The 17438-nt window shown below is 31.8% G+C and carries 19 protein-coding genes; 12 read left to right on the forward strand and 7 right to left on the reverse strand.

The window, feature by feature from the left end; all coding sequences use genetic code 11:
* The first annotated feature begins 290 nt into the window (after positions 1-290).
* Both Q4Q16_RS04480 and Q4Q16_RS04485 read left to right on the forward strand, forming a co-directional pair.
* On the forward strand, positions 291-1322 hold the full coding sequence (locus Q4Q16_RS04480) for a ribonuclease H-like domain-containing protein (protein WP_303346521.1): 1032 nt from the start codon (positions 291-293) through the stop codon (positions 1320-1322).
* Between the two features lies 1 nt (position 1323).
* Positions 1324-2826, forward strand: coding sequence for a flagellar protein (locus tag Q4Q16_RS04485; protein ID WP_303346522.1), 1503 nt, complete (start codon positions 1324-1326; stop codon positions 2824-2826).
* Here Q4Q16_RS04485 and Q4Q16_RS04490 read toward each other — a convergent pair.
* A complete protein-coding gene (locus tag Q4Q16_RS04490; protein WP_303346523.1) occupies positions 2821-3576 on the reverse strand; it encodes a 4Fe-4S binding protein in 756 nt (251 codons plus the stop codon). The genes Q4Q16_RS04485 and Q4Q16_RS04490 overlap by 6 nt on opposite strands.
* Before the next feature lie 118 nt (positions 3577-3694).
* Here Q4Q16_RS04490 and Q4Q16_RS04495 point away from each other — a divergent pair, with 118 nt between their 5' ends.
* Positions 3695-4723 carry a M42 family metallopeptidase gene (locus tag Q4Q16_RS04495; protein ID WP_303346524.1) on the forward strand — a complete coding sequence of 343 codons (1029 nt, stop codon included), beginning with the start codon at positions 3695-3697 and terminating at the stop codon, positions 4721-4723.
* A gap of 229 nt (positions 4724-4952) precedes the next feature.
* Here Q4Q16_RS04495 and tsaA read toward each other — a convergent pair whose 3' ends face one another.
* On the reverse strand, positions 4953-5438 hold the full coding sequence (tsaA, locus tag Q4Q16_RS04500; RefSeq protein ID WP_303346525.1) for a tRNA (N6-threonylcarbamoyladenosine(37)-N6)-methyltransferase TrmO: 486 nt from the start codon (positions 5436-5438) through the stop codon (positions 4953-4955).
* Positions 5439-5652: 214 nt separating this feature from the next.
* Here tsaA and Q4Q16_RS04505 point away from each other — a divergent pair, with 214 nt between their 5' ends.
* Entirely contained in the window at positions 5653-5859 is a 207-nt protein-coding gene (locus tag Q4Q16_RS04505) for a molybdopterin-binding protein (RefSeq protein ID WP_303346526.1), read from the forward strand.
* A 17-nt stretch (positions 5860-5876) separates the two neighbouring features.
* On the opposite strand, the gene Q4Q16_RS04510 is transcribed toward Q4Q16_RS04505, so the two are convergent.
* The 4 genes from Q4Q16_RS04510 to Q4Q16_RS04525 are packed head-to-tail and all read right to left on the reverse strand — an operon-like array spanning position 5877 to position 7758.
* Complete coding sequence (locus Q4Q16_RS04510; protein ID WP_303346527.1) at positions 5877-6017, reverse strand: hypothetical protein; 141 nt, start codon at positions 6015-6017, stop codon at positions 5877-5879.
* On the reverse strand, positions 6018-6455 hold the full coding sequence (locus Q4Q16_RS04515) for a molybdenum cofactor biosynthesis protein MoaE (RefSeq protein ID WP_303346528.1): 438 nt from the start codon (positions 6453-6455) through the stop codon (positions 6018-6020).
* 49 nt (positions 6456-6504) lie between these two features.
* Positions 6505-7038, reverse strand: a complete 534-nt coding sequence (locus tag Q4Q16_RS04520) for a nicotinamide-nucleotide adenylyltransferase (protein WP_303346529.1) — start codon at positions 7036-7038, stop codon at positions 6505-6507.
* Between the two features lie 9 nt (positions 7039-7047).
* Positions 7048-7758 (reverse strand): hypothetical protein, encoded by a 711-nt coding sequence (locus Q4Q16_RS04525; RefSeq protein ID WP_303346530.1) that lies wholly within the window; start codon positions 7756-7758, stop codon positions 7048-7050.
* A gap of 98 nt (positions 7759-7856) precedes the next feature.
* Between Q4Q16_RS04525 and Q4Q16_RS04530 the strand changes: the two genes are divergently transcribed.
* From Q4Q16_RS04530 to Q4Q16_RS04565, 8 genes are all read left to right on the forward strand, one after another.
* Positions 7857-8534, forward strand: a complete 678-nt coding sequence (locus Q4Q16_RS04530; RefSeq protein ID WP_303346531.1) for a hypothetical protein — start codon at positions 7857-7859, stop codon at positions 8532-8534.
* 1 nt (position 8535) lies between these two features.
* Positions 8536-9051 carry a DUF367 family protein gene (locus Q4Q16_RS04535; protein WP_303346532.1) on the forward strand — a complete coding sequence of 172 codons (516 nt, stop codon included), beginning with the start codon at positions 8536-8538 and terminating at the stop codon, positions 9049-9051.
* A gap of 207 nt (positions 9052-9258) precedes the next feature.
* Positions 9259-9405, forward strand: a complete 147-nt coding sequence (locus Q4Q16_RS04540) for a 50S ribosomal protein L40e (RefSeq protein ID WP_048812436.1) — start codon at positions 9259-9261, stop codon at positions 9403-9405.
* 90 nt (positions 9406-9495) lie between these two features.
* On the forward strand, positions 9496-10248 hold the full coding sequence (locus Q4Q16_RS04545) for a geranylgeranylglyceryl/heptaprenylglyceryl phosphate synthase (protein WP_303346533.1): 753 nt from the start codon (positions 9496-9498) through the stop codon (positions 10246-10248).
* A 62-nt stretch (positions 10249-10310) separates the two neighbouring features.
* Positions 10311-11384 (forward strand): DNA double-strand break repair nuclease NurA, encoded by a 1074-nt coding sequence (locus Q4Q16_RS04550; RefSeq protein WP_303346534.1) that lies wholly within the window; start codon positions 10311-10313, stop codon positions 11382-11384.
* A complete protein-coding gene (locus Q4Q16_RS04555; protein WP_303346535.1) occupies positions 11378-12880 on the forward strand; it encodes an ATP-binding protein in 1503 nt (500 codons plus the stop codon). The genes Q4Q16_RS04550 and Q4Q16_RS04555 overlap by 7 nt, the downstream gene beginning before the upstream one ends.
* Positions 12881-12989: 109 nt before the next feature.
* The gene (locus Q4Q16_RS04560; RefSeq protein ID WP_303346536.1) at positions 12990-14216 is read left to right on the forward strand and encodes a DNA repair exonuclease; all 1227 of its coding nucleotides are present in this window, start codon (positions 12990-12992) and stop codon (positions 14214-14216) included.
* On the forward strand, positions 14213-16960 hold the full coding sequence (locus tag Q4Q16_RS04565) for an SMC family ATPase (protein ID WP_303346537.1): 2748 nt from the start codon (positions 14213-14215) through the stop codon (positions 16958-16960). Before Q4Q16_RS04560 ends, Q4Q16_RS04565 begins: the two co-directional genes overlap by 4 nt.
* A 21-nt stretch (positions 16961-16981) precedes the next feature.
* Here Q4Q16_RS04565 and Q4Q16_RS04570 read toward each other — a convergent pair whose 3' ends face one another.
* The gene (locus Q4Q16_RS04570) at positions 16982-17377 is read right to left on the reverse strand and encodes a nuclease (protein WP_303346538.1); all 396 of its coding nucleotides are present in this window, start codon (positions 17375-17377) and stop codon (positions 16982-16984) included.
* Positions 17378-17438 lie beyond the last annotated feature (61 nt).

Here is a 17438-nt window from a genome sequence, read left to right on the forward strand (position 1 = left end):
TTCTAAGTTGATTTAAAGTGGCGGTTTTTATTTAAGTTAATAATCTTGAAAAAAAGGGGGGGGTGGATTAGATAGCTAATTAAAGTTTTAGCTATCTAATGGTTTGTTTTAACAAGTTTTTAGAGAAATGAATTTTTTTAAATTTGGCTGTTTAATTTATCTCTCAGGCTAAACACGTAGCCAATTATATTATTTGACAGTTGCCATATATAAACTTTATTGTATTTTAGAAAAATTCAAGTATACTTTATTAAAAAATATATATTATGGCCGTTATAACTCTTAAGTGAATGAACGGTTATAGCGAACATGAACAATATTTGAAAAATGCATTACTTGACTTGAATTGTTCAACTTCAAAACAAAAAGAAAAAAAATTATCACCTCATTATTTTGAAGATTTAAAAGAAGACTTATTGGTCAGATATGCGGATAAATCCTTAAAGGAGGTAATGAACTGCAGCACTTGTCAAACATCTTTTGGAGATGCATTAAAAATAACTACAAAAGAAAAAATTGACTTTCGCCTTAGGGAAAATAATTTTAAAAATCAGATAAATAATAACCTTAAACTGCTTCCGAAAATAGGTCTTAAAACCGAGGAAAACCTTAAGAACAAAGGATTTAAAACCATAAAAGACCTTCAGAATCATGACAGGTACGGCGATAGTGCATCGAAATTTTTAAATGAGATTGATGAGATGTCTTTTTGCGAAATAGTAAACCTGCTTGACAGTAACAGATACTCTAAAAAATGTAGGAGTAATCTAATTAAATGCATAAGCATGACAGATGTTGAAAACTTTAAGTTTATGGATATTGAAACAAAGGGACTTTCAAATGTTCCAATAATTCTAATAGGCATTGCAGAGATTAAAAATAATAAAATTATTGCATCACAGTATTTCCTAAGGGACTACACAGAAGAATTAAATATCATTGATGCTTATCAAAATCATTTAGATGATGATTCAGTTCATGTAACATTCAATGGAAAAAGTTTTGATGTACCCTTTATAAAAAATAGATGTGCCTATAATGGAATTGAATCTAAACTGGATTTGCCTCATTTAGATTTGATGTATTTTGCTAAAGATTTATGGAAAGATACGCTTCCGAACTGCCAACTTCAAACAATTGAAAGGGAAATTTTCGGAATTGAGCGTGAAGATGACGTTCCTGGCCAGTATATTCCAGGATATTATGACACTTATCTGTCCAAGAAAAATATAGGTCCGGTTGTTCCGATAATAGAGCATAACTGCCAGGATATTATTTCACTTGCAAGCTTTCTTGAGAAAATGTATGAGGATGTAAATTAAAATGGGCTTTTTTGATAGATTTAAAAAAAATGATGAAAAAGAGAAAAAAGTTAATCTTGATAATCTTGAAATTGATGAAGAAGAATTGCTTTTAAAGAAAATAGCCACAACAGACAAAGACAGGATTAAAAGAGCAGAAGCGGCAGACAAAATCACAAATCAGTTTGTCGCGCTCGATATGTCAAAAAATGTAAAAGACAGAGCTATCAGGTTAATTGCAATAAACAAGGTTAAGGATGAAGATTTATTAAGGGATGCTGCTGAAAACTCACAATTTTTCGATGTTAGAAGTTTTGCATGGGAAAGACTTGGGGAAAACAACAAATCCATTGCCGAAATTGTAATAAACATGAAGAAAAACGGCCATGTTGACGAAATATTTGATAAAATTGCTGATGAGGAAACTCTTAAATGGATTGCCGTTGAAGCCATTGATAAAAAATACAGAACAAAATCCCTAGAAAAGATCAATGATGAGAATATATTATATGACCTGGTTTTCGAATCAAAGGATAATTCCATTAAAAAATCAGCCATTTTAAAAGATTCATTTGCAGATGAAGATGTTTTAAAGAAAGTTGCATTGGAAGATAAGGATGAGGAAGTAAAAAAGGCAGCCATTAGAAAAATTAAAAATGAAGATTATCTGGTATTTATAGCCCAGAATGAAGACAATGCCAAAGTCAGGTCTTTAATATTTGATAAAATTGACAGTCCTGAAATTTTAAAGAAAATAGTTTTAAATTCTGAAAAATCCGATGTTAAAAGCGATATAATAAAAAAACTTGATGATGAAGAGTTTTTAGCAAAAATTGCCTATGAAGATAATGATAAAATTGTCAGAAGCGAGGCAGTTAAAAAAATAACCGATGATGAATCATTAATAAGAATAATTAATAATGAACAGGATAGCTTTGTTCGCCAAATTGCTGTGAAAAATCTGAATAATCCTCAGGAATTGATTAAAATAGTTTTAAATGATGATGACCAGTTTGTAAGAAATCATGCAATTTCAAATCCTGCTTTAGCCGATGAAAATGATTTTAAATATTTGGCTATTAATTCAAATCATGAAGATATAGCGGCACAGGCCTTAAGCCATATTAAAAAAGAAGAATCATTTATTGACATATTAAAAAATGCAAAACTTGTCAGCATTAGGAAATCTACATTGGACAATATTGCCGATTTGGAAACCTTGATTAGAATTGTTCTTGCAAACGAAGATGAAGAATTTTCTCTTAAGGCGCTAAATAAAATTAAAGCCGAAAAATGTCTGATGAAAATTTATGAGCAGGGCATTTCTGAAAATATCTCTGTTAGAGCCATTTCATTAATAAGAAATCAGGATTACCTGGGTCGTGTTGTTAAAAATGACTCTTCCTGGAGAGTCCGTGAAGCAGCCGCTAAAAAGATAGTAAGTAAAAAAATATTAAAGGAAGTTTCAAATAATGATGAAAATGAATATGTAAGAAATGTTGCTAAAAAGAGAATGAATCTATAAATAGAATTCAGGCTCTTTTCTTTTGCTGTTTGCACTTTCAAATTCTGGTTTTTTAGCTTCAAAAGCTTCTCCAGTGAAACTTCTTGCATTCTCTTCACAAATATAGATGCATGCTGTACATCTTGAACAGGAATCAAGGTCGATATCAACAGGATCATCATCAGGGATTGCCTTTTCAGGACAAACTGAAATACATTCATAGCAGAATACGCATTTGCTTTCATCACAGCTTACGACAAATGGAAGCTGTTTATAGTCGACGTATGGTGTGTTTCCTGGAATTTCACTTTGAAGGGATTCGCCTGATTCCACTTTTTCCATACATTTTTCTGCAAATTCACTAATTTTTTCTGTATCCTCATCATCAGGTCTTCCAACTGCTACACCATCAAATATGGAATGATGACTGACGGTAGAAGCAGCTGCAACAACATCAAAGTTATTTTCTTTAAGTATGTCCACTAACTCAAGCAATGCATCGCCTACATGTGCATTTCCATAATTTACAACAGCTATTGCTTTTGTATTGTTTCCGGTTAATTTTAATAATCTTTCTCTTGCGGTTTTCGGAATTCTTCCGGCAAAAACAGGCATTCCAACAATAACTATATCGTCCTGTGTAAATTCTTTTGATGCATTAAAAAACAATAAATCGCAAATTTCCTGTTTTTGTTTAAAGCTGCTTGCAAGTTCGCCTACTACTTTTCTGGTTGTCCCGGACGGGCTAAAAAATATTTTAGTTATCTTCATACTCTCACCTACTTTAATATTATATTTAAGTAGCACTTAATAATTTTGACTATCTGTCAGTTTATAAAATAGAAATTATTTAATATTATTAAATTTATAAAATTTATGTGGTGATACGATGGAATTAATGAAAGAGCTATCTTTAACACCGGGCGTATCCGGTTCAGAAGAAAAAATAGCTGAAATTATTACACGCGAATTAAAAGATGTTGTTGATAAAATTGAAACTGACAGTATGGGAAATTTAATTGCAACCAAAAAAGGTGAAAAAAAGGCACCTAGTGTAATGCTTGCATCCCATATGGATGAAATCGGATTAATGGTAAGATTCATTGATGATGACGGTTTTATTAAATTCTCAAACATCGGCGGAATTAACGATCAAATGTTAATGAACCAAACTGTAACTGTCCACTCCTCAATTGGAGAATCAATTGTAGGGGTTATTGGTTCAAAACCTCCTCATGTTACAACTCCTGAAGAAAGAAACAAAGTTGTAAAGGCTAAGGACATGTTTATTGATATTGGTGCAAAGGACAAAGAAGAAGCTGAAAAAATGATTAGAATTGGAGATAAAATCACTTTCAACTCTTTATTTGCAGAATATCCTAATAATCTGATTATGGGTAAGGCATTAGACAACCGTGTAGGTTGTTATGTAATGATGGAAGTTTTAAAAAGGGTAAATACAAGAGCTACTGTTTATGGTGTAGGTACTGTTCAGGAAGAAGTAGGTCTTAAAGGAGCTAAAACTTCTGCATTTAAGTTAAACCCCGATTTGGCTATTGCACTTGATGTAACTTTATCCGGTGACCATCCTGGTATTAAACCGGAAGAGGCGCCTGTAGTGATGGGTAAAGGTCCGGCTATTGTCCTGGCAGATGCAAGTGGAAGAGGTATTTTAACCCAGCAGTCTGTAAAAGACTTGCTTATTAATGCAGGAGATGAAAATGAAATTCCATATCAGTTAGAAGTAAGTGATGGCGGAACTACTGATGGAACTGCAATTCACCTGACTCGTGAAGGAATTCCAACTGGTGTTTTATCTGTTCCTACCCGTTATATACATACTCCTGTAAGCGTATGCAGTATGGATGATGTTGAAGCAACTATCCAGCTGATTACAGAAGCTATAAATAATTTGTAGATTTATATTTTTTTAAATAGAAACATATTCGATGAACAGGCGGTTAAAAGATATATTTAACTGCCTTATTTTTACTCCATTCAAAACCATTATCTAATCATTAAAGAGTTTTTACAGCATCTCCTTTTTTTAATCATAATAAATACAAAATCAATGTAGAATATGGGCTGTGATGGCTGGTATGATAATTCTCTTAAGTTGTGGCGCTTAAAAATTAGTTTGATGATAGCTATTTAAATCTATCATCTGATTTTTGTGATTTGGCTTTCTGGTGCTTTGTTTCAAACCAGCCTATTTTCAGCTCATCGATTGTATCTTCGTATAACTGGGGAACATAGGGTTTGATGTCCAGTAATGGTGTTCCGTCAAGGATATCTACATTTTCAACGTGTATAACATTTCCTTCAACTTTATTTACTTTTACAACACTCATTCCTATGCGGTTAGGTCTTTTTGGAGATCTTGTTGCAAATACTCCATGTGTATTGTTGTCCATAAAGGGCTTAACTTCAAGTTTGTAACCTTTAACTTTGTGGAGTAGATATATTAAGTGGATGTGTGAAAAATCTTCAAGATCTTTTAGCCCATCAATAAATTTATCTTTTATTTCAACTGTTCCTTTTATTCCTTTTGCTCCAGTCGGTTGGATTGGCATACCTTCAATTTCTTTAAATTCAGTATGAACTGTTCCAATAGATTCTAATTCGATATTCATAATTATTATTTTCCATATTTCATGCTAAAATATTTTTCTTTTACCAAATTTCGATATGAAGCAAATTAGGTAATCGATTCTATAATCCTTTTTTTCCTTAAAAACGAAACATTTATGTGCAATTCGATACAACTTATTATTGTAAATACATATGTGATATGAAATTTATTTTTTCATATTTTTTAATTATAGAAATATACAAGGAGATTATGAAATGCAACTTAGTGCAAGAAATCAATTAAAAGGAAAAGTAACTGGTGTGGATCTTGGTGCTGTAATGGCTAATATTAAAATTGAGGTCAGTGAACCAAATACAATTACTGCTGTTATTACTAAAGAATCTGCTGAAAAATTAGGTTTAAAAGAAGGTGACGACGTAGCAGCTATCATCAAATCTACTGAAGTCATCATCGGAAAATAAGTTTGGGATAACTGGGATTAATATCCCATTATTCCCAATAATATTAAAATTATAAATACAATCAGTCCTGCTTTTAATAATGTTTTTAAGTTTTTAACGATGGCGTAGATTATTAAAAACAAAATTATCAATCTTAAAATAAAAAGTAAGGAAATCATTTATCCTCCTGCAAGGATGGTTTTTGTTCCTTCATTAGAAATTTCTTCTTTTTTAAACTCAACATCGTATTTCACAGTTTCAATCACTTCAGTTAAAGCTTCAAGAGTTTCTTTTCTGTGATTGCCTAAAACTGCAACTAGGAATAACATGTCTCCGGTATCAAACTCGCCGATATAGTGGACAACTGATATTTCAACAACATTATGTTTTATTTTAGTGTTTTCAACGATTTTTTCAATTTCCGCTTTTGTTTTTTCCTTATCAGGGGTGGTCAATATTAACTTTTCAAGGTTCATATTTTCTTCTTTTCCTCTAACAAAACCTTCAAAAGTAAAAATTGCCCCGCAATAATCCATTTTAGTATTTTTCTTTAATTCTTCTACTAAATCAGCTATAGTAACTTTATCTTCATTTGATTCAATAACTCTTACAACCATTTTATTATCTCCATTTATATGTCATACTTTCATATATTAATAAATAATGTTATAATTCACTAATTTCTTTTATTGATAAATTTTTCATTCTCTCGGTACCGTTTATTTCATTAATGATTTTTGCAGCTGCGCCGGGAATCAAATCCTCCCAATCTCCGTCATTAAGCATTCTTCTTCTGACTTCTGTCCCGGATAAAAGAACTCTGTCAAAAAGGGGAGGCTGCTTTACTTCATATCCCTCTTCACAGAACAATTGTTTAACTAATTGATTTCCGGAATAGACAACTGAAAAGGGAGGGGTTAACATTTTAACGTGTGAAGCCCAGACAGCATTATAATTAATGTCCTGCATTGGTATGATGTAGTATTTGGATGGATCAACGCCGCTTTCAGCTAAGGACTGGCTGATCATAACAATACGTTCACCGGCAGTAAAAGGGTTTTTGGTGCTGTGGCTTAACTGGGCACTGCCGATACCAATTATAATCTCATCCACTTCTTCTAAAATTTTATTAATAACTTGCATATGTCCATTATGGATTGGCTGCATTCTTCCAATTAAAATTCCGCGAACTATTTTCATTATAATCACTTAAGGTTTTAAATTATCTAAACATCTGATTAAATCATCAGCAATTTTTTGTTTTTCGGCTAAATCAGCATTGATTGATGTTTCTACCAGCAGAGTATTAATTCCCTTATCTGCTATTGGCTGTGTAACTTTTTCAGGACTTGTGCCTTCATGAAATTGAAAATCAACAAGATTGGCCTCTTTAGTTATATTTGAGATATAAGAATTGATCTTGTCGCTTCTATTGGATATATTCAGTATAAAATTGGAATATTCATAATCCGGATTTATCTCGTGAATGTCAATTACAATAAATGGCTTGTCCTTGGCAATTTTCGGCACAATATATTTATTGGCTAATTCTTCACCGGCAGGTCTTGTATTTTCACGTGAAGTTATATTATCTTTGGTTTTTACATAATACACAACATATTTCTTTGTAAGGTTGTGTGTTCCATTTTCTGAAGTGATATTGTAAATCGTATTGTTTATAGCTTCATGAATTTCATGCTCTCTTGGATGAACACCTATTATGAGTCCAACAGTCTCGTTAGATGAAAGATTGCCTGCTTCAATTTTATAAACGGTTCCGTTGACATTTTTTCCGACAGTGGAAATATTATAAGTGTTTTCAGGACCCTTCATTACAGAATCACCTATGATGGCTAAATTAAATATTACAATAGCTATTAAAACTACCAGCAATATCTGGTACTGTACTTTTTTATTCATAAGCTAACCATAATTATTTTTTAGTAATTAAATATCTAACTAAACTTATATTAAAGACTTTTTACTTATAATATATTATTAATTTAAGGAGTTTTTCGATGAACGATAAAAATATAATTATTATTCTTATAATCGTTGCAATTATTGCTGTTGCAGGTTTTATTTTTGCTTTTGGATTATTTGACGGTAATGAAAATATGGAAACTACACCATTTAAAACAGATTTTATGGAGGGCAGTTTTGTAGGTAATGTAACTCTTGAAAATGATAAGGAAAAATTCATGCATTCCTATGAGGACAAAAAACATAAAATAACCTATAATATTTCAACTATTGACAATTCCTCAGCTTTGATGGAAATCTATGAGCTTCAGGGAGTTACAAATCCCGAACAAAGAAACTTCAATGGTAACGATTGGAATATCTACTTTACAAAAGCGGTTCCAACAACCAATTCAACCAACAATTCAGATGATAATTCTGACAATAATAATTCAATGAATATCATTATCTGCGAATCACAGGCTAAAAAACAGGGTTATTTAATTTATATTATCATTGACGGGTCTTCAGACATCAATTCAACCAATATCTACGGCGAGTCCTATACTGATTATGTGGAGCCTCTGCTTAAAAGCATTGTATTAAAGGAAAGTAAAAATGTTCCGCGTATCCATGAGGAATTCGGTCTTACTAAAGAGCAGTTCAAACATCAAATAGAACTTGTTAGGGAATATAAATCAGGAAACGCTTCAGCACTTCAGGGAAACCAATAATATGAGAATTACAGTTTTTCATGCAGATGAATGTGACAGAAAAAAATGCACATCTATAAAAATGGAAAAGTTAGGTAAATGCAGACTGGTTTACAATATAAATAAGATTCCCAGTGGTGCTATTGTTTTAAATCCATATGCTGAGAAAGCTGTATCATATGAAGACTACAGGTTTGTGCAAAGGAGAGGAGTAGTAGGTTTGGATTGTTCCTGGAACGAAGTGTCCAAATCCAAAAAATTCTTCTCTTTATCAAAGTATCACAGGTCACTTCCATTTTTAATAGCCACCAATCCTGTTAATTATGGAAAACCCTGCATTTTATCAACAGTTGAAGCAATAGCTGCCACATTATATATCACACGTTTTAAAGATGAGGCTCGTGATTTGCTTGACGGATTTAAATGGGGACATACTTTTCTAGAGTTAAATCATGACTTGCTTGAAGCGTATAGTGAAGCGGATACAAGCGCTGAGGTTGTTTGTGTGCAAAATGAGTTTTTAAAGGATTCGAAGTGATGAAATTATTAATTTAAGGATAATTTCCTTTTTTGTTTTTATTAATAAAATAAGAATTAATATTTTTTTTAAAGGCATATTTTCCTTATTTTAAGTTATATTTACTAAACATTTAAATACTATTAAATTAAAATAATTAATTAATAGTTATGAATAGCATAACAGTTTATTATTATTTATTTTCACGATTATAAGGAGGAGTTTTTAATGGCAAGATTTGAAGAGGCAGAAAACAGAATGTTCAATGTAAAAATCTGTTTAAAATGTAACGCTCGTAACCCTGCTGGTGCTACCACCTGTAGAAAATGTGGTTACAAAGGTTTAAGATTCAAAGCTAAAGAACCAAGAGGATAGACTTATTCTCTTATCTTTTTCTATTTACTTTTTTTTACAAACAATTAATTTAATATATTATTTTTTATAAAACTTATTTTAGGTATTCTTATGAACGATGTTGAAAATTATATTAGAGATATATTAAAAACTAGAAAAATACACTTTACTTTAATTGATCCTGATGAACAAACACCTGAAGAAGCCTTAGATATTGCAACACAAGCTATTGAAGGTGGAACTGACGGAATCATGATTGGAGGATCCACTGTTGATGGTGATGATGTAAATGATACCTGTAAAATATTATCTGAAAATATTGCAGTTCCAATTATTATTTTCCCTGGAAACATAAGTAGTGTAAGTAAATATGCTGACGCTATTTTTTATATGAGTTATGTAAACTCAAGAAATCCTTATTGGATTAACGGCGCTCAGGCATTAGCAGCACCAGCAGTTAAAGAATCTGGAATGGAAATATTGTCAATGCATTATATGGTTGTTTCTCCAGGAGGAACTGTCGGTTGGGTTGGAGATGCAAATTTAGTACCTAGAAACAAACCGAAAATCGCAGCAGCATATTCCATGTCTGCTGAACTATTTGGAATTAAATTTTTCTATCTTGAAGCAGGTTCCGGTGCAGAAGAACCTATTCCCCCTGAAATGGTTGGCTATGCTAAAATGGCTGGTCCAAAAAACATTCTTGTCGTAGGTGGAGGAATACGTGATGGTAAAGCAGCTTATATGGCGGCAAAAGCTGGCGGAGACATCATTGTAACAGGTACTGTTGTAGAAGAAGTTGATGATATAAAAGCCAAAATTCTTGAATTAACTGGCGCTATTAAAAAAGCTTCAATGGAGTAGTTTTCAACTGCTCTTCCTATACTTTTTTTTATTATATTAACATAATTTTAAGTAGTGATATTATGTTAAATTCATTATATGAAAAGGCCATCGCTAAAAGAGGATTTATTCATGATATCAGTTCGAAGGCTGATGTTGAATCTCAATTGGAATATAACTGGTTTAATAGGGATATTCTTGAAAGCAGTGCCGATTTTTCCATTGCCGCAGGTGATGGGAGTTTTAACAAAAAGAAATTTCTAACAACCAATTTCTGTGCTGTAGGGGCAGAATCCATTATTTATGATGGTGAAATTAAAAAAATTGATGATTCGGATATTTTTGATGTAGGTCATGTTTCTTTTTTAGATGAACTCCTAAGTAATTACATGGCTATTTACGAGCTTAAATGCGCACTTAGAACCATTAAAGATTATGATGTTGACTATTACATGTTTGACGGTTCACTTTTAGGAGACCTGCAAAATGCGTTTCCAAGAGGAGCCAAATTACCATCAAAACTTAAAGACAACATTGATGATGTGCTTTTAGGAGAATTTGAAAGAAGATTAAATCAAAAAAAGTTCGGACTGGTATTTCCAGATTTGATTTCCTCTTTAAAATTAATGGAGTTTCCTAAAGATGAAAGTTCAAATAAGATAGAAGAGTATAATCTACATCTGGCATCTATTGAAAAAATCATTCTTTTAAAAGAAATTCTGCAGTTCAGAAAAAGGATTATTTCAATTTCAAAATCATCATCAGATAATGAATTATTCGGTTGGAATATTCCGGATATTGCGTTTCTGGATAAATTCACCAAAAAACAGGGAATGTCATTGATTAAACATAGGAAAGTGTTTGATAAAGCAGCATTTCCATATTTCAATGATTTTTTCAAAGGATTGACATTTACAATTTTCTACATTCGCCTTCAGGATAACAAAAATGTTTTAAAGGTGGAACTGCCTTATAAGGCTTCTAGAGAAGAGGTATTTGAAATTATTAAAAAAATCAACACATTGTCAGTTCAGGGTTATCCGTATTTACTTAATAAGGCACACAATGATGTTGTAATTACAGACAAGAACATTAAGGAGCTGTTAAAAATAGCTAAAATTTATGAAACAACTAATAGGGAAGTGATGTCATGGTAGTTGGAATTTGTTATGGGGAAACTTCATTAACTGAAATAACATTCATTTCAGATAAAATGCCGAAAGTTGGCGAATATGTTACAATGGAATACGACGGTAAAAAAGTTTTAGGAATGATTGAAAACTTAATCAGGGGAAATGATTCTTTAAATGTGGACATTAACGATTTCAAAGCTATTCAAAAGATTTCAAGAATCGGAGCCGATGACAACTATATTAAAGGAAAGGTAAAGATTCTCGGTGATGTTAATGATAATCTAAGATTGCCAAGAACACCTGTGCTTCCGGGAACTGAAATCCGACTGGCTGACAAGGAAGTTTTAAATGAAATATTTAAAGTGAAAAACCCTATAAAATTAGGTTCCCTTGTAAACCAGAGTGATGTTGATGTTAATGTTGAGGCAAATCCGATTTTATCAAGACATTTGGCAATCTTGGCAATGACCGGCGCGGGAAAATCAAATACTGTATCAGTTTTAATAGACCAGCTATTGGGTTATAACGTTCCGGTTTTCGTTTTTGATATGCATGGGGAGTATAAGGACGCGGAGTTTCCAAATGGGGAGGTTAATGTAATAAAACCTAAAATAAATCCCCAATATATGGATATTTATGAAATTAAAAAACTGGTCCATATCGGCGGAAACAGTTTTATTCAGGAAAGACACTTTAGAAGAGCATTTAAAGAAGCTAAAAAAATGCTTTCTGATGGAGTTGCACCTTCTAATAACTTTTTACAAATAATGTATGATATTTTAGAAAAGGATTCACAAGTAGAAGGCTCTGATAAACAGATAGTTGATGTAATGAACAAAATCGATGATTCGATGGACAGGTATTCTAATATATTCGATAAGGATATCGGAAATATATTGTCCAATATCAAAAAGGCTCATGTTAATGTTTTAGATTTAAGCCAGGTTGATGAATATGTCGCAAGTGTTTTGGTAAGCCATATTTTGAGAAATTCACTTCAAAGAAGTAAGAATCTTGCACATACAGGAAATAAAGAGGACTTGCTTAATAATTCAGTATTTTTCATTTTAGAAGAGGCCCACATTTTAGCTCCAAATAAAAGGGACTCCGAATCTAAAAGATGGATTCAGAGAATTGCAAGGGAAGGCCGTAAATTCGGTTTGGGTCTGTGTCTTGTAAGCCAATCTCCAAAAACTGTTGATCATGATGCGTTGTCCCAAATGAATAACATGATTATCTTAAGACTTGTTGAACCTGAAGACCAAAGGCACGTTCAATCAGCCAGTGAAAGCCTCTCACAAGATTTAATCAATCAGCTTCCTTCATTAAATGTTGGGGAAGCTATTGTTTTGGGTTTGATGAGTAAGGTGCCGACTCTTGTTAAAATAGATATGTTTAAAGGCCGCCGCCATGGTGATGACATGGATATTATTTCATATTTCAAAGAGTCCGTAAAAAAAGAGGAAGAGGATTTAAAACAAAAGGAGCAAGAAACATTGGATATGGGATATGATTATTAGATTTCTATTGGAAAACAATTAAATATATAATAAAATAAATTACTATTCACTTAAATACTGTTTCAAGTGTTTAAATTGGTTATATACAAAAAATTAAAAAGGTAATATAATGAAATTTGCACATTTAGCAGATACTCATTTGGGTTATCGTCAGTTTGGTTTAATTGAACGTGAACAGGACTTTTATGAAGTATTTGAAAGGATTATTGATAGAATTATAGAAGAAAAAGTAGATTTTGTAATACATAGTGGAGACTTATTTGAAACTGCAAGACCATCTCCAAATGCACTTTTAGTTTTTCAGAAGGGTTTATTAAAATTGAAAGGTGCAGGCATTCCAATGTTTTCAATTGCAGGAAATCATGATTCAGTAATGCGTAAAAAATCTATTCCTCCACAGGTTATATTTAAAAAATTGGGATTGAAGGTAATCAGTCCGATTAATACTAATTATGTATTTGGAGATGTCTTCATCGGGGGATTGCCTTATTATCCGGCATCACAAAGCAAGGTTTTAAAATCCAAATTAGCAGAACTGTCTAAAAAAGCAGCTCATCATGAAAAATCCATTTTGGTATTGCATCAGGGCATTGATAAGTACTTCGGTTATCAGTATGAGTTGGAAATTGGTGATGTTCCCGATAACTTTGATTATTACGCTTTAGGCCATATCCATAAATATGTTCATGAAAGCTTTGGTAACGGAAAATTGGTTTATCCCGGATCTTCTGAAATCTGGAAAACCGATGAAATTAATGATTATAGGGAAAATGGAAAGGGATTTGTTATTGTAGATTTCGATGGACCAAAACCGTCAGTTAAAAGAATTAAAATTGATATTCCGCGTGAATTTATCATAAGATCACTTAACTACAATGACCTGGAAAGCGGTATTGCGGCCATTAAAGAAACAATAAAGGACTTTGATAAAAAACCTATCTTGGATTTAACAATCAAAGACGTTGAATCAGATACAAGCAATGTTTATGAAATTATCAATGATGAATTGGGAGACTTATCCTTAATGATTAGGCCTAGATTTATTATGGCCGGCGAAGAGCTAATTGAAGAAACAATTAAAAATGATTCCTTAGGTCCTAAAGAACTTTTAGAAGAACAATTAAAGAGTTATGGGGATGAAAATGTAACTCAATTGGCTATTGATTTATATGATTATTTATCCAAAGACAAACTTGATGAATCAGGTCAGTTAATTAAGCAATTCTTCAATGAATTTTATAGTAACGGGGAATTTAAAACCGGAGAGGCTGAAAATGAAACATCTCAGGAAGAACCAGAGGATGTTCAGACAACATTTAATGAGGTTTTAAAATGATTTTCACAAAATTAAGATTAAAAAACTTCAAATCTCATGAAGACACCACTATTAAATTTAATAAGGGCATCAGTGTCATTGTAGGTGAAAATGGTGCAGGTAAATCAACAATTTTAGAAGGTATTAGCTTTGCTTTATTCAAACAGCATACCGGTAAAAAAATTGGGGATTTAGTTAGAAATAATGCGGACTCCATGTTGGTCGAATTGGAATTTGATTCCAACGGAAGAAAATACAAAATAGTTCGTGAAAAAAAATCAAATTTGAAATCTGCAATTTACAAGAAAACTTCTCTTGACGGAGATTATGTTCACATTTGCAGCGGGGACAGAGAAGTAAATAATGAAATGCTTCAGATTTTAGACATTGATTCAGACCTGTTCTTAAATGCAATCTATATTCGCCAAGGTGAAATTGCAGAGTTAGTTGATAAAACTCCTGCTGAGAAAAAACAACTGATTGCTAAGTTATTAGGTATTGACTCTTTAGAAAAGTCATGGAAAAACCTGTTGCCTTTCATTAATGATTATGAAAATCAGCTTTCAGAACTTAAGGGCAAGCTTTACAATTCCGACAAGCTGTCTGAGGATTTAAGTAAAAAACGTGAAGAGTTATCCTCATTAAAACAGAGAGGCCTTGAACTTGAAGAGCAAATCGAAGATGTCAATCAGCTGCTTCAGGAGATTTCTGAAAGTAAAAGAAACATGGAACGAGAAAAGGAAATCTATGAAACCCAGGTAAATAATCTCAATAATGAAGAAAATGTATTGTCTAAACTTGAAGATGATAAACATTTGATTCAGGATAATTTGGATAAAATTAGAGATGCCGAAGAAAAAATGGACAGATTGGAAAAATATGTTTCTAAACTGGATGTTTATATCGATTTTGAAAAATCTGTAGTCAGCATTCAAAGCTTAAAAGAAAATGAAAAAGAAATCAACGATAAAATAGATTCAATAGCTAAACAAAAACAGATTGTTGCTGATAACAAAGAGGATTATAATAAATTCCTTGCTTCTGATGAGGAAATTGCCAAATATGATAATCAAAAAGTCAATCTTGAAAAGGAATTAGCATCTATGGCCAAACTTGAAAAAGATAAAAAAGATCTTTTAAAGGATATTGAAGATGAAAGAAATGACATCAATATTTTCTTCTCAAGAGCAAAAGACAAACTGGATGACTATGGATTAAATCAGGATATTTTAGCAGAAATTAATGATTTTGAAAATATTGAAGAATCTACAAATAATTTTATTGATGAGACTTCTGTAAAAATTAAAAATTTAACTGATGATATCGCTGTTAAAAATGAAGATATTGCTGTTTTTAGGCAGAATATTAAATCTAATGAAAAATCTCTAAAAGAATTAAATGATGCTGACAATCAGTGTCCTGTCTGCCAATCCGATATTGATGAGAATAAAAAATCAGAGTTAATAAGATATTATTCTGCCAATATTGGTGAGAATACTGATTTGATATCTGAATATGAAGAAAATGTCCGGTTACTCAATAAAAACAAGGAAAGTTTTGAAAATAAACATGAAAAACTCTCTGACTTGGTTAAACAGATTATTGAATATAAACATAAGTTCCAACATTTGCAAAATCAGCTAGTTAAACTGACTAAGATTGATGATGATCTTGAAGCCAAGGAATATATTAGCAATAAGTTAGGCGAACTGATTTTAATTATTGCAAATAAAAAAACAGACCGCGAATCTTATCAGGAATCTTATGATTCATATAATCAGGCTAAAGGAGCATTGGAGGTTTTAGGTAGTGAAACCGAAGCTCAATATAAATTAAAACAGGTTAAAAATGAGATTGACAATCATGTAACCAACATTAAACTTGCCATTGAACAGGACCCTCATTTAAGTGGAGATATCAGTACACAGGAGCTTAAAAATCGTCTTGAGGATTTAAAAGCAAAACATGAAGAGTTCAATCAGCTTAAAGGATTTGTTCAAAATAAAAATTCCTATTTGACCCAACTTGATTCTGTAAAAGAAGATATTGGAATGTCTATTAATCAGATTGACATATTTAAAAACAAGATTAATGCTTCTGTTTATGATAAGGAGAAATATGAGCAGATTATTTACCGTTCAGAGTTATATGAAAGAAGACATAATACCTTTAGCAATGAACTTTCTGAAATTAAAGGAAGAGCGCGCGAAGCAATAGCTCAGGTTAAGGAATTAAATAATAAACTTGAAACCATTGAAGAATTTAAACAGCAATATGATGATATTTCAGATTTTATTAACCTGCTTAGTCATTTCAGAAGTTTATACAGTAAAAATGGTATTCAAAAAGATTTAAGAAATATTTCAAGACCTTTAATTCAAAAGTATACCAAGGAATTCTTCAATGAATTTAACTTCAATTATTCTGATTTAACTCTTGATGATGAGTATGATGTGACTGTTTATGGTCCTGAAGGGGAATCATCAATGAGTATGGTCAGTGGCGGTGAGAAAATAGCTATCGCATTAGCTTTAAGACTTGGTATTACACAGGCTATGGCTAATGGTGAATTGGATACTATTTTATTGGATGAACCTACAATTCATCTGGACGCATCAAGAAGACACGAATTAATTAATCTATTAAGGGAAATCTCTTTACTGCCTCAAATGATTATTGTAACTCATGAGCCTCAACTTGAAAATGCGGCAGATAATTTGATTAAAGTTGAAAAAGAGAATGGTATTTCAAAAGTAATAATGTAATCACATTATTATCTTTTTTTTTTACATTGTTTTATCTGCGTCTTTAATAGAATCGATTATGCAATTAGCGTTCCATCCGACAATCATGGCTGCTTTTTCTTCCAGTTCAAGAGGGACCTCTTCCACATTTATCGGTCTGACTAGGATAATCGGAATTTCATATTTTTCACTTGCGCTTATCAAATCTTCAAATAGCTCTTTGTTGTCGTTGTAAAGACCGGATAATAAAATAATTCCATCAATTTTTTGATAAAATTCATCTCCGGCACTTTTATATGAACCTGATATGGATTCTTTCCATAAGAAATCAACTTTCGAATATAATTTCTCTGTAAATTGCATGTATTCCTTTGATTTATCTATTCCGTTGGTTATGATTAGATTATAAATTTTATCGTTTTTTTCATCTTCAAACATATTCGCACCTTGTTTTTATTTTAAGTTGTCTAGTATAAAATGATTTGTTTTACATAATATT

Source organism: Methanobrevibacter sp. (genome assembly GCF_030539875.1).
Classification (GTDB): domain Archaea; phylum Methanobacteriota; class Methanobacteria; order Methanobacteriales; family Methanobacteriaceae; genus Methanocatella.